The 12,871-nt window shown below is 71.9% G+C and carries 9 protein-coding genes and 2 pseudogenes; 7 read left to right on the forward strand and 4 right to left on the reverse strand.

The window, feature by feature from the left end:
- Nucleotides 1-173: 173 nt before the first annotated feature.
- On the forward strand, nt 174-1,154 hold the full coding sequence (locus tag ACNTMW_RS24560; protein ID WP_426636130.1) for an integrase core domain-containing protein: 981 nt from the start codon (nt 174-176) through the stop codon (nt 1,152-1,154).
- Between the two features lie 127 nt (nt 1,155-1,281).
- Here the strand turns inward: ACNTMW_RS24560 and ACNTMW_RS24565 are convergent, their stop codons facing one another.
- Both ACNTMW_RS24565 and ACNTMW_RS24570 read right to left on the reverse strand, forming a co-directional pair.
- Nucleotides 1,282-2,883 carry a cation:proton antiporter gene (locus ACNTMW_RS24565; protein ID WP_426636131.1) on the reverse strand — a complete coding sequence of 534 codons (1,602 nt, stop codon included), beginning with the start codon at nt 2,881-2,883 and terminating at the stop codon, nt 1,282-1,284.
- Nucleotides 2,884-3,072: 189 nt separating this feature from the next.
- On the reverse strand, nt 3,073-3,402 hold the full coding sequence (locus ACNTMW_RS24570) for a hypothetical protein (RefSeq protein ID WP_426636132.1): 330 nt from the start codon (nt 3,400-3,402) through the stop codon (nt 3,073-3,075).
- Between the two features lie 215 nt (nt 3,403-3,617).
- Between ACNTMW_RS24570 and ACNTMW_RS24575 the strand changes: the two genes are divergently transcribed.
- On the forward strand, nt 3,618-4,013 hold the full coding sequence (locus ACNTMW_RS24575; protein ID WP_426636133.1) for a hypothetical protein: 396 nt from the start codon (nt 3,618-3,620) through the stop codon (nt 4,011-4,013).
- A 113-nt stretch (nt 4,014-4,126) separates the two neighbouring features.
- Nucleotides 4,127-6,631 (forward strand): protein translocase subunit SecD, encoded by a 2,505-nt coding sequence (gene secD, locus ACNTMW_RS24580; protein WP_426636134.1) that lies wholly within the window; start codon nt 4,127-4,129, stop codon nt 6,629-6,631.
- A gap of 62 nt (nt 6,632-6,693) precedes the next feature.
- On the opposite strand, the pseudogene ACNTMW_RS24585 reads toward secD, so the two are convergent.
- Nucleotides 6,694-6,825 (reverse strand): annotated as a pseudogene (locus ACNTMW_RS24585) (IS630 family transposase); the annotation flags it as partial.
- Between the two features lie 118 nt (nt 6,826-6,943).
- Here ACNTMW_RS24585 and ACNTMW_RS24590 point away from each other — a divergent pair.
- The 3 genes and pseudogenes from ACNTMW_RS24590 to ACNTMW_RS24600 all read left to right on the forward strand — a co-directional run.
- Nucleotides 6,944-7,087: pseudogene (locus ACNTMW_RS24590) on the forward strand (DNA-binding response regulator); the annotation flags it as partial.
- A gap of 205 nt (nt 7,088-7,292) precedes the next feature.
- Nucleotides 7,293-8,294 carry an ATP-binding cassette domain-containing protein gene (locus tag ACNTMW_RS24595; RefSeq protein ID WP_426636135.1) on the forward strand — a complete coding sequence of 334 codons (1,002 nt, stop codon included), beginning with the start codon at nt 7,293-7,295 and terminating at the stop codon, nt 8,292-8,294.
- A complete protein-coding gene (locus ACNTMW_RS24600; RefSeq protein WP_426636136.1) occupies nt 8,291-9,127 on the forward strand; it encodes an ABC transporter permease in 837 nt (278 codons plus the stop codon). Before ACNTMW_RS24595 ends, ACNTMW_RS24600 begins: the two co-directional genes overlap by 4 nt.
- Here ACNTMW_RS24600 and ACNTMW_RS24605 read toward each other — a convergent pair.
- Complete coding sequence (locus ACNTMW_RS24605) at nt 9,109-12,513, reverse strand: AfsR/SARP family transcriptional regulator (RefSeq protein WP_426636137.1); 3,405 nt, start codon at nt 12,511-12,513, stop codon at nt 9,109-9,111. The genes ACNTMW_RS24600 and ACNTMW_RS24605 overlap by 19 nt on opposite strands.
- 14 nt (nt 12,514-12,527) lie before the next feature.
- Between ACNTMW_RS24605 and ACNTMW_RS24610 the strand changes: the two genes are divergently transcribed.
- Nucleotides 12,528-12,758, forward strand: coding sequence for a hypothetical protein (locus ACNTMW_RS24610; RefSeq protein WP_426636138.1), 231 nt, complete (start codon nt 12,528-12,530; stop codon nt 12,756-12,758).
- The last annotated feature ends 113 nt before the right edge of the window (nt 12,759-12,871 follow it).

The following is a 12,871-nucleotide window of genomic DNA, read 5'->3' on the forward strand; positions in this document are numbered from 1 at the left end:
GGCCACTTGTGGGGCTCGAATACTCGGTTCGGCCGTCTGAAGTGCAATTCTGTGCAAGCTCAAGCCCTGCGCAGCCGTCATGCTCGCGGCCATGAGCGCATCGCTGGTGTACCTGCTCCTGCGCCAGATCCTGCAAATGTTGACCCAGCTCGCCCGGGACGGCGGCGCCAAGGATGTCGAGATCCTGGTGCTCCGCCATGGTGGCGGTGCTGCGCCGCCAGGTGCACCGCCCCGACCTCCAACCCGCCGACCGGGTGGTGCCGGCAGTGCTGTCGCGACTGCTGCCCCGCCCACGCTGGTCGGTATTCCTCGTGACTCCGGCGACGCTTCTTCGTTGGCATCGTGAGCTGCTCGCCCGACACTGGACGTACCCGCACGCACGACCCGGCCGGCCACCGGTCGACAAGCAGGTCCGTGACCTGGTGCTGCGCCTCGCGGCGGAGAACCCCTCGTGGGGGCACCGACGGATACAGGGTGAGCTGGTCGGGCTGGGCTACCGGGTGGCGGCCAGCACGGTCTGGAAGATCCTCAGCCAGGCCGGGGTCGACCCGGCGCCCCGGCGGTCTGGGCCGACTTGGAAGCAGTTCCTTGCCGCCCAGGCGCACACAATCCTGGCGTGCGATTTCTTCACCGTCGACACGGTGTTGTTCAAGCGGATCTACGTGCCGTTCTTCGTGGAGATCGCCACCCGCCAGGTCCACGTCGTCGGGGTGACCGCACATCCGACCGGCACCTGGGTAGCCCAGCAGGCACGGAATCCACTCATGGACCTCGACCAGCGCGCGGCGGGGCTGCGGTTCGTGCTCCGCGACCGCGGCACGACGTTCACGAGCGTGTTCGACGCGGTGTTCACCGCCGAGGGCATCGACGTGCTCAAGACCCCGCCGCGGGCGCCCCGAGCGAACTCATTCGCGGAGCGCTGGGTGGGCACCGTACGCCGCGAACGCACCGACCGGACGCTCATCATCGGCGAGCGACACCTGGCGGCCGTACTTGCCGGGTACACCTCGCACGACAACGGCCACCATCCACATCGCTCACTGGGACAACAGCCACCGAACCCACCAACGAGAATCGTTGACCTGAACGCCGCCCGCGTTCAACGGCGACCAATCCTGAGTGGGCTGATCAACGAGTACTCGCAGGCCGCGTAGCCCGAACCGACTGTACGAGCCCCACAAGCCCGGGATCCGGGTCAGGCGGGTTCGATTCCCGTCCGCCTCCGCCACCAGTACGTGGGGTTCGTCGCGCACGGCTGGCGCCCGCCCGTGCCCGGGCGATCTACGCCTGCGGGGCAGGAAGAATGCTCTCCTCGTGGTCAAGTTCGCGTTCCAGAATGCGCATGTCAGCGTCGGAGAGCCGGCCCGCGTCACGCCAGGCGAGCAGTTCCTCCCGCTCGGCGGCGATCATCTCGCGTCGTGCGTGGAGCGCGGCGTGGTAGTGGCCGTTCACGGGTAGGGTCTCGTCCTCGATCGAGGACAACAGTGCCACCCGGTCGGTGTATCGCTTGTGGCGGGCCTCCGCGGCGCGGCGCAGTGGCGTGATCACCGGTTGCAGCTCGGGGTCGGCGTCGGACAGCTCCGTCAGCCGCTCCAGGGCAGCTCGCACCGCGGCTGCTCGGGCCTGGTTGCGTGTCAGCGCCCGGGTCACCTGGGTTCCGGGCAGGTTCAGGCGGCGTACCAGCGGAGCGAAGGTCAGGCCCTGGCCGATCAGGGTGACCAGAACGACCAGGTAGGCGCAGAACAGCAGCAGGTCGCGGGCAGGGGTGGCGGCGGGCAGCGTGAACGCCGCGGCCAGGGTGATCACACCTCGGGTACCGGCCCAGCTCAGCGCGAGCAGTTCACGTCCGGACAGCGGTGGGTTGCCGCCTTGTGGATCGCCACCGAGTCGGGCGTGCATCCTGGCGGGCAGGTGTGCGCTGACCAGCAGCCACAGCGGTCGTACGAGCAGCACGATGCCGACGGTCACGGCGGCCGCGGAGACGATGGTGCCGGTGGAGTAGGCGCCCAGGCCGCGAATCACCGCTGGCAGTTGCTGGCCGATGAGCACGAACACGTAGCCCTCGAGCAGGAACTCCACCAGGTGCCAGACGGCGCGCGTCTGCAGCCGGGCGCGGCTGGACTGCAGTGACGGGCTACGGTGGCCAAGCCACAGGCCAGCCACGACGACGGCCAGTACGCCCGAGGTGTGCAGCTCCTCGGCCACCAGGTAGACGGCGAACGGGGTGGCCAGGGACAGCACGTTGTCGATCAGCGGATCCGTGATCAGGGCCCGGACGCGGGCGATGAGGAGCGCCGCGATCGCGCCACAGGCCAGCCCGCCGGCCGCGACGAGCAGGAACTGGCCGACCGCATGGCCCACGGAGAAGGAACCACTCACTGCCGCGGCAACCGCGACCTGCAGGATGGTCAGGGCGGTGGCGTCATTGAGGAGCCCTTCCCCTTCCACCAGGGTTATCAGCCGTGGGGACAGGCCAGCGCGCCGGCCGATCGACAGCGCCGCCACCGGGTCCGGTGGGGCGACCGCAGCGCCGATCGCGATCCCCACCGCCAACGGAATGGTGGCCACGACCGCGTTGAGCCCGGCTCCGACAATGAGCGCGGTGGCCAGCACCAGGCCCACCGACAGGCCGATGACCGTGCGCGCGTTGTTGCGCAGTGCGGTCAGGCTCGACTCCAGGGCAGCGGCGTACAGCAGCGGGGGAATGACGACGTAGAGCACGACATGCGGGTCGAGCGGGAGATTCGTACCCGGGAGGAAGCCGTAGGCGATGCCGGCGACGACCAGCAGTACCGAAGCCGGTAGGCCGCTGCGCTGCGCCACGGCGTTGGCCGCCATCACCACGACCAGCCCGCCTAGTACCAGCGCTATCGTCTCGACCATCAAACCATCCTTCCGATCGAACTTCAGCACTGGCATGCGCCGAACTGGCGCGTCGGCGTGCTGCGGGGGTCGGGTTCTGCGTCTATGAGGCACGGCAGGCGCCGGCCGCGCTCCGTGCGCTCGCCCGGGCCGGCGTGAGAGCGCACGTGGCTCTGCCCACCGCCCGCAGCGGTGAGCCGGCGAAGATGTTCAGACCAGACGCGGCGGGGCGCGCCCGCGCGCTGCCGCCGCCCACGACGCGGCGGGCAGCAGCCACGGCGATGACGCCGTCTTTGACCAGACCCGGGAGAGCAACGCGGCCAACAGCGCCGACAGGACAGCCATGAACAGCAGTACCGGGCCGTTGTCGCGGCTCGTCGTCAGCCGCGGTTGACCGTCTCCCATGCCGGCGCCCGGGGAGGCGCTGACCGTATCGGCGAGCATGACGGCTGACAGCGACCGAGAGGTGTCACCGGGCCCGGTTCGGCCGCCGCCAGTCGGGCGGCATACGGCGGTGACGAAGGCCAGCAGCAGCACCAACAGTACGGCGGACAGCCTCCACCGTACCTGCGTGCGCCGCACCAACGGCTCCCTTCGTCTATGTCGCTGTTGATCCCAACCCTACCGAGTCGTTGACGGGATCGATGGCGTCACCACCGATCGTGTCGGCTGCGACCGCCGTGCCAGGGGCGCATCGGGCGTGTACCGGCAGCCGGGTCCAGTACCGTTTGGGGTTCGAGGTGGAGGTGGGGACGGTGGCGGAGCGGGTGGCGCGGCAGCGTCGGCGGGCGGGTCGTCTGCCGATTCTGTTGGCTCTGCTGCTCGCGATGGTGTCCGCGACCGTCAACCCCAAGGTGGTGGACGCGCAGTCCGCCGCCCCGGCGGGTGTTGCGCTCAGCGGCGTGGTGGCTCCCGTCCAGCCCACCGCGACCGGCGGCCGACCGGACGTCCGGCTGGTGGCCAAGCGCGGAGGTACCTGGATCTCGGTGGCCTTCGCGGCCGCCGGATGTGTGGCCGCCTACCAGCCGTCGCCGCCCAAGGGCCGGTGGTCCGCCCCAGCCACCGAACATCACCGGTGCAATGCCGGCCGAAGCGACACGTATCGGGGTCGGGGCCCGCCCGCGGTGGGTGACTCCCGCGTCCTGACCTGATCCGGGCACCTTCCCGACGCGCGGGGCGGCGCCCGCCTGCTCTCTTCGAGGAGACCATTTTCGTGTCGCGCGCTACTGCCGTGCGCGCATTTCTCGCCCTTGTCATACTCGCCGTGTCCGGGTGGCTGGTCGCCACCAGACCGGCGCGGCTGGGGCTGGATCTGCGTGGCGGAACTCAGATCGTGTTGGAAACCCGTGACGGTGAGCTGGCCAATGCCACCGCGAAAACCACCGATGACGCCTTGGAGGTGCTGCGCCGGCGCGTCGACGAGCTCGGCGTGGCCGAGCCGACCCTCGCGCGCTCCGGCGAGCGTCGCATCATCGTCGAGCTCCCCGGCGTCACCGACCCCAAAGAGGCCGTCGACGTCATCGGTCGTACCGCCCAATTGACGTTCCGGCCCGTGCTCGGGATCGCGCCGCAGCAGCCCGACCCGACCCCCGCACCCAGCGGTGCCCCGACGCCGGCCCTGAGTGAGAGCCCGACACCGGCCCCGAGCGGGACCCCGACGCCGGCCCCCGCCGGCACGCCAGCACCGGACACCTCGACGAGTCCGGGCACCGCACCGGGGTCCAGCGGCGGCGAACTGGTGCTTCCGGACGAGAGCGGGCAGCGGCTCCGGCTGGGCCCGGCGGCCCTGTCCGGCCAGCAGATCAAGGGCGCCGAAGGCCAGCCCGGTCAGTTCGGCGGCTGGCAGGTGACGATCAACTTTGCCGGCGCGGGAGAGCGCGCCTGGCAGCAACTGACCGGCAAGGCCGCCTGCGCCCCGGCCGGCGACCCGACCCGTCGCGTCGCGATCGTCCTCGACGACAAGGTGATCTCCTCACCTCAGGTCGAGCAGACCGTCGCCTGCGACGTCGGGATCACCGGCGGCTCGACGGTCATCACCGGATCGTTCGGCAAGGAGGAGGCCAAGGACCTCGCCCTGCTGGTCCGCGCCGGGGCGCTGCCGGTCCCCGTGGAGGTCATCGAGCAGCGTACCGTCGGCCCGACGCTGGGCAAGGCGGCCATCGAGTCCTCCGCGCAGGCCGCCGTCATCGGCGTGATCGCCACGATCCTGTTCATCGTCGCGGTGTACCGCATCGTCGGCGGGCTCGCCGCGGTGGCACTGGTCGCGTACGGGCTGATCTCCTACGCCGCGCTGCTGGCGCTCGGCGCCACGCTGACGCTGCCCGGCCTGGCCGGGTTCGTCCTCGCGATCGGCATGGCCGTCGACGCCAACGTGCTGGTGTTCGAACGAGCCAGGGAGGAGTACGCCGGCGGCAAACGCACCCTGCGCACCGCGATCCGGGGCGGGTTCGCCAACGCCTGGTCGGCGATCATCGACTCCAACATCACCACCCTGCTCGCCGCCGGCCTGCTGTTCTTCCTGGCTTCCGGTCCGGTACGCGGCTTCGGAGTCACGCTGAGCATCGGCGTGGTCGTGTCGATGTTCACCGCGCTGGTCCTCACCCGCGTGCTCGCCGAAGTGACGCTGAAACAGGGCTGGCTCGTCAAGCGGCCCGGTTGGAGCGGGCTGGGCAACGTCGGCTGGGTACGCCGCACCCTCGAGCGGAAGAACCCCGACCTGATGGGCCGCGGCCGGTTGTGGATTGCCGTCGCCGCGGTCGCGGTGGTGCTGGCGGTGGCCGGCATCGCGGTACGGGGACTGAACTTCGGGGTGGAGTTCACTGGCGGCCGGCTGGTGGAGTACAGCACCAGCCAGCGGATCTCGGTCGACCAGGCCCGCACCGCGGTCACCGGCGCCGGTCTGTCCCAGGCGGTGGTCAACGAATCCGGCGACGGCAACATCTCGGTGCGCGCGGGCGGCTTCGACGACACAGGCGAGCAGAAGGTACGTGACGCGCTCGCCAACGCGGGGGCCGGCACGGTGGAGCGGCTCCGCGACGAGCAGATCGGCCCCAGCCTCGGCGACGAACTGTGCCGCAAGGCGTTGATCGCACTGACCATCGCGTTGGCGGCCCAGCTGGCCTACCTCGCGTTCCGGTTCCGGTGGCAGTGGAGCGCGGCAGCCGTCCTGGGCATGGCCCACGACGTGCTGATCCTCGTCGGCATCTTCGCCTGGCTTGGCAAACCCGTCGACGGGGTCTTCCTGGCCGCTCTGCTCACCGTGATCGGGTACTCGGTCAACGACTCGGTGGTCGTCTTCGACCGGGTCCGCGAACTCGTCGGCGCGGCGAAAAAGGAGCGGCGCGACCGGCGACCGACGTTCGCGCAGCTGGCCAACACCGCCTGCCTGCAGACCGTGCCCCGTACGGTGAACACCGGCATGGGTGCGCTGTTCATCCTGATCGCGCTGGCCGTCCTCGGCGGCGAGTCGCTGCTCGACTTCGCCCTCGCCCTGCTGATCGGCGTGATCGCTGGTACCTACTCGTCGGTGTTCGTGGCCACCCCGCTGGCCGTCACGTTCGAAAACCGCCCCGGCGGTCTCGGTGCAGTCCTGGGCCGCCCCGGCACCACGAGAGGGCGGAAGTCGACGCGGACGCCGGACGCGACCTCCGAGCCTGCGGCGGCGGAGACGGCGGAGACCGCGGCGACGGTGGTGGAGAGTCCGACCGGGGCGGCCGGCCGCACCACCGGCAAGGCGACGGCGGTCAAGCGAAAGAGGTCCAGACAATGAGCCACGACACGGTCGAACAGCGGCTCAGCTAGTGCTCTGACCACAAACGTTGGTGGTATGGGTCAGGCTGCGGTCCGGGTCGGGGTCTGACCCCATCGTCGTTGGCGTTCAGAGCGGATGCGGGCGCGTTCGCGGCGTTGTGCGGCCAGGACGTCGGGGTGGCGGGCGTTGGCGTTGCGCCAGCGCAGATAGGCGTGGATGGCCTTTATGGACGCCGGGTGGTTGCCGGTCCCTCGTCGAGTGATCCGCAGCAGCTGCTGCCCTTCCTGGTCAGTCAGCCGCCGTACACGCACGGGTTCCGCCACCCGCACAGCCTGCATCGCGCAGCGGCTGTTCCTCAGCGAGAGCGCCGTGGGCAAGCACATCGCGAGCATCTTCGGCAAGCTCGACCTTCCGCCCTCAGACGATGACAACCGCCGGGTCCTCGCCGTCCTCGCCTACCTCAACAACGCCTGACCGCTCCGCTGCTCTCGCACCGCCTGTTCCTCTTCGCGCTCCCGGTCGGGCCGAACATGAGCTGAGGGCTGATCGCCCTTGACACGGCGCTGTCACCGCGCGGCGGGCCGTGCCAGCGCGCGGTGCGCGTCCTGCCAGCGGCCGGGCGCAATCTTGCCCGCAGGCCCGGCGTCGGACGCCGGGCCACGTGCAGGAGGTGACGATCGTGTCCGATCTGGTGGTACAGGCGGAGGGATTGCGCAAACAGTTCGGGCGTACCCGCGCGCTTGACGGCGTGGACCTGGCGGTCCGCCGCGGTACGGTGCTCGGGGTGCTCGGCCCGAACGGGGCAGGCAAGACCACGGCCGTACGAATATTGGCGACGCTGTTGAGACCGGACTCCGGCAGCGCGCGGGTCGCCGGCATCGATGCGCTGCGCCAGCCGGAGCGGGTGCGGCGGCGCATCGGGCTGACCGGACAGTACGCCTCGGTGGACGAGGATCTGACGGGTTTTCAGAACCTCGTCCTCATCGGGCAGTTGCTCGACCTGACCCGCCGCGACGCCCGTCGGCGCGCCGAGGAGCTACTGGAATGGTTCGGGCTTTCGGAGGCCGCGAGGCGGCCGGCCAAGACGTACTCCGGTGGGATGCGCCGCCGCCTCGACCTGGCGGCGAGCCTGGTCGGCCACCCTGAGGTGATCTTCCTGGATGAGCCGACCACCGGCCTGGACCCCGCCAAGCGCGAGGACATGTGGGGCGTGGTGCGAAACCAGGTGGCCGAGGGGGCGAGCGTACTGCTGACCACGCAGTACCTGGAGGAGGCCGACGCGCTGGCCGACGAGATCGTCGTGGTGGACGCCGGCCGGGTCATCGCCCACGACACCCCGGAGGGACTCAAACGCCGGGTCGGTGGACAGACCCTGCGGGTACGCCCGACCGACCCGGCCCGACTCCCGGAGGTGTGCGCGCTGCTGGACGCCGTGGCCGCACCCGGCACCTCGGCGTCGCTGGACACCGCCACGGGCTCCCGGCCCGGCGCCGCCGCCGTACCGGTGACCGGCGACGCGGCCCTTGCCGAGCTGGTCGCCGCCCTGGTCCGCGCCGGCATCGAGGTGACCGAACTGGCCCTGCACCTGCCCAGCCTCGACGAGGTCTTCCTCTCCCTGACCGGAGCACCCACCCGCACCGCCGACGAGGACATCCGCGCACGCGACAAGGAGCTTGTATGACCGCCCTCGACACCGCCCGGCGCGACGCCGTCCGCGCCCGCACGGCAATCGACCGGCCCCGCGGCGGACGACTGGCCGCGCTGGCCCGGCACAGCGTCGCGCTGGCCCGACGCAGTCTCATCAAGACGCTCCGTACTCCGGAAGCGCTGATCGACGTGACCCTCCAGCCGGTGATCTTCCTGCTGCTGTTCACCTACATCTTCGGCGGCGCCATCAGTGGCGGTGACCGGCACGGTTACCTGCAGTTCCTGCTCCCCGGCATGCTCGGGCAATCACTGGCGATGGGCGGCATCGCGCTCGGGCAGAACCTCAACGCCGACATCGAGAAGGGAGTTTTCGACCGGTTCCGCTCCCTGCCGATCTCCCGGTCGGCTCCGCTGGTCGGCGCGGTCGTCGCCGACGTCGTGCGCTACCTGACGGTGTGCGTGGTGATGCTGGGCTTCGGCGCGGTGATGGGCTTCCGGATCGGCACCGGGGTGCTGCCCACCATCGCCGCAATCGCCGTCTCGGTCGGATTCGGGCTCTGCTTCTGCTGGCTGTCGGTCCTGGTGGGAATGCTGGTCCGTACCCCGGGCGCAGTTCAGGGGATCATGTTCCTGCTGGTCTTCCCGCTGTCCTTCGGCAGTAACGTCTTCGTGCCGACGGAGACGATGCCTGGCTGGCTGCAGGCTTTCGTCCACGTCAACCCGATGACCCCGCTCGTGGCCACGGTCCGTGGGCTGCTGGTGGGCGGGCCGGTGGCCGGGCATCTGTTCTGGACGCTGGTGTGGATGGCCGGCTTCCTCGCGGTGTTCGTACCGCTGGCGCTGCGCGCCTATGCCCGGCGCGCCTGAACGCCCGTCACCGCGGCGTCGGCCGTCGTTGTGGCAGCGTCGGCCGTCGTTGTGGCAGCGCCGGCCGTCGTTGTGGCGGCGGCCGGCGCGACGGCACCTGCGTCCGGCGCCGGGTCGACCCTGGCCAGCGCGGCCTGGGCGTCCAGCGACCAGCCGGCGGTGTACGCCTCGGCGAAGGCGGCGGGTCCGAGCGCGGCCTCGCCGCGCCGGGTCAGCGCGGCGATCCGCAGGTCGGTGGGGTCCTCGGAGCCGCGCAGCCGGTCCGCCGCGCCGAGCAGCAGCGCGGCTTCGCGGTGCCACCCCCGGGCGTCGGCCAGCTCTGCCGCACCGACCGCGACGAGCGCGAGGATCGGCATGTCCCGAGTGGTCACCGCGGCGGCGTACGCCTGGACCAGCGCCGCCTCGGCGGCAGTCAGATCGCCTCGGGCGACCTCGAGCGTGGCCCGGATGCTACCGACGATGGCGGCAGCGTGGTCGCCGGCCACCAGCGGCGGCCCGTCGACGGCGGCCCGCTGCTCGGCGCGGCACAACAGCCGCTCGGCGCGGCCGAGCTCACCCCGCCGGACCAGGAAACCCGCCTCCAGCGCGTCGACGAGGACCAGAACCTCCGGCGACGTCGCGCGCTCGGCCCGGGCCCGGGCGACGGCGAGCGCGGCCACGGCCACCTCCGGTTCGCCACGGCGCAGGTGCAGATCGACCCAGCGGAACTCGAGGAAGACCTCGTCGGCGACGTCGAGGCTGCCGAACTCCCGCGACAGGGTACGGGCGGCGCGCAGATCCGCCACCGCGCCGTCGAGGTCACAGCCGTACTGGCGGACCAGCGCCCGCAGCGGCAGGGTCGTCGCCTGTCCCCACCGGTCGCCGGCGGCCTGGAAACCGGCGAGCGCCGCTTCCACGTCGTGGCGTACCTGCGCGACGTCACCCTCGTTCTCGGCGAGCCGGGCCCGGAAGAGCAGCGCCAGGGCCGACAGCCAGCGGTCGTCGCCGGCTATCACGGCCTCCACCCGCTGGGTGGCACCGGCGGGGTCGCCGGCGAAGTACAGCAGCACGAACGCCAGCACGCCGGCCAGGCCGGGCAGTTCGTCGTGGGCGGCGAGCCGGGCGGCGAGGGCGCGTAGCCGGTCGCGCCGGGTGTCGGCCGACTCGGTTAGCGCGGCCGGATCGACGCCGAAGGTGTTCAGCAGCTGCAGGGCCCGGGCGCAGTCCAGGGTCACCGGGTCGTGCTCGCCGGGCGCCGCCATCGCCTCCCGCAGCCAGAACACCGCCTCGGCGTGGTGGCCGAGGATCTGCCAGTACCAGCACAGGTCCAGTGCAAGCTGGACGGCGGCCGGGCCGTCGCCGGAGTCGCAGAGGTGGCGGAGCGCGGCGAGCGCGTTGTCGTACTCGGCGCGCAGCAGCCGCAGCGCCGGCAGCTGGTCGGCGGTGCGCAGCAGCGGGTCGGTCGTGGCGACGAGCGCCGCGACGTGCCGGGCGGCCAGCTCCCGGACAGCGGTCAGCTCGCCGCGTTCGGCCAACCGCTCGACGCCGTACTCGCGCAGCGTCTCCAGCATCCGGTAGCGGGGGCCCTCGCCGGCCAGTTGCAGCAGCGACCGGTCGACCAGGGCGGCGAGCAGCTCAGGCACGTGATCGGGGTCGATTCCGGTACCGGCGCAGACCGCGGTGGCCGACCGGGGCGTCACCCCGGCCGGCAGCACCGAGACGCGTTCCGCCAGGGTCCGCTCCGCGGCGCCGAGCAGGTCCCAGCTCCAGGCGATCACCGCGCCCAGCGTGCGGTGGCGCGGCAGCGCGGTGCGGTTGCCACCGGTGAGCAGCCGGAACCGGTCGGAGAGGCCGGCCGCCAGTTCGGCCAGCGGCAAGGTGCGCAGCCGCGCCGCGGCCAGCTCCAAGGCCAGCGGGAGGCCGTCCAGGCGGCGGACCACCTCCACCACGTCACGTACGGTCGTCGCGTCCACGGTGAAGCCGGGGCGGACGGCGGCGGCACGCTCGACGAAGAGTCGTACGGCCTGGGTGCGCGCCGCGGTGTCGGCGTTGGCGTCCGCGGGCGGCAGCTCGAGCGGCGCCAGCGGGACGAGCGCCTCGCCGTCGGTCACGAGGGGCTCCCGGCTGGTCGCCAGCACCCTCAGCCGGGGGCATCGGACCAGCAGCGCCGTGGTCACCTGCGCGACCGCCTCGATGAGGTGCTCGCAGTTGTCGACGACGAGCAGGACATCCTGGGGTGCCAGCCGCTCCACCAGGACGTCCAGCACGTTACGGCCGTCGGGCAGACCCCGACCCCGCCGCTGCTCGAACAGCGCCGTGCCGCGCATGCCGAGCGCCGACACGATCGTCGAGGCGACCTCGGCCGGCTCGGTCACCGGGGCGAGGTCGACCAGCCAGGTGCCGCCCGGGTAGCGGCCGCCCAGCCGCCCCGCCGCCTCCACCGCCAGCCGGGTCTTGCCGGCCCCGCCCGGCCCGAGGACGGTGACCAGGCGCCCGGTGTCCAGCAGCACCTCGACTCGGGCCAGGTCCTCGTCCCTGCCCACGAAGCTGGTCACGGCGGCGGGCAGGTTTCCCGGTGGCGGTGCGTCGGCAGGCGCCGGGGCGGTGTCCGGGGCAGGGGAGGCGCCAACGGTAGCGTCCCCACCCGGTCCGGTGCCGGCCTGCAACAACCGCAGGTGCCGGTCGCGCAGGGCGCTGCCGGGGTCGGCGCCCAGCCGGTCGGCGAGGTCGTGCCGCACCCGTTCGTAGACCGCGAGCGCCTCCGCCTGCCGGCCCAGCCCGGCGAGGGCGTCCATGTACAGGCCGGCGAGGCGTTCGTGCAGCGGCTGCTCGACCAGCAGTGCCGGCAGCCGCGCGGCAACCTCCGAACTGCGGCCCAGGAGCAGATCGGCTTCGGCCAGGTCGGCAGCCGCCTCGGTACGGGCGTGGGCGAGGCGTACGGCGGCCGCGGGCGCCACGGCGGCGACCTCTGCGGCCACCGGTCCGCGCCAGAGCGCCATGGCCTCGGTGATGAGGGCCGAGGCCCGGGCCGGATCGCCGGCCCGCAGCCGGACCTGACCCTCGCCGACGAGGCGTTCGAAGTGCGCCAGGTCGACGGCGTCGCCGGAGACCGCCAACCGGTACCCACCCGACACCTGCTCGACGGTGTCAGCGGAGCCGAGCGCCCGGCGCAGCCGGGACACCAGCGACTGCAGCGCGTTGGCCGGGTCGGCGGGGCGGGCCTCCGGCCAGAGCGCGTCGACGAGCGCCGTCGTGTCGACCGGGCGGCCCGCGCTCAGCGCGAGCCGGGCCAGCAGGCCGCGCAGGCGGGTCCCCGGCAGTGGTACCGCCGCTCCGGCGCGGCACACGCGTAACTGACCGAGCAGTTCCACCTCCACCCGGTACGCTCTGCTGTCGCGTTCGTCCACCCGACGATCCTCTCGTGTCGGCGCACCGTCCCCAAACCGGTAACCGCTGGGGCGGCCCGCGGGATGAGCAGCGGATCCGACGAGAAGCTGGATCGCGCCCGCTGCCGCCGGCCAACTGGTATCCGGACCCGTCATGGCGCCACCAGTTCCGCTACTGGGACGGCTGCGTCCTCAACGACGTCTACCGGGAGGCGCGCGAACTCGGCGTCCAGATCGACGGTGCGCGGGTGACTGAGGTGTACTAAGGATCTTGGACACGTCCTCCGACCTGAGAGGATGAGTCCATGCCCGAGCAGCGTCGCCGGTACAGTCCACAGTTCAAAGCCGAGGCCGTGCAGATGGTGATCGAGACCGGCAA

The sequence above is a fragment of the Planosporangium spinosum genome, from assembly GCF_049999945.1.
Taxonomy (GTDB): domain Bacteria; phylum Actinomycetota; class Actinomycetes; order Mycobacteriales; family Micromonosporaceae; genus Planosporangium; species Planosporangium spinosum.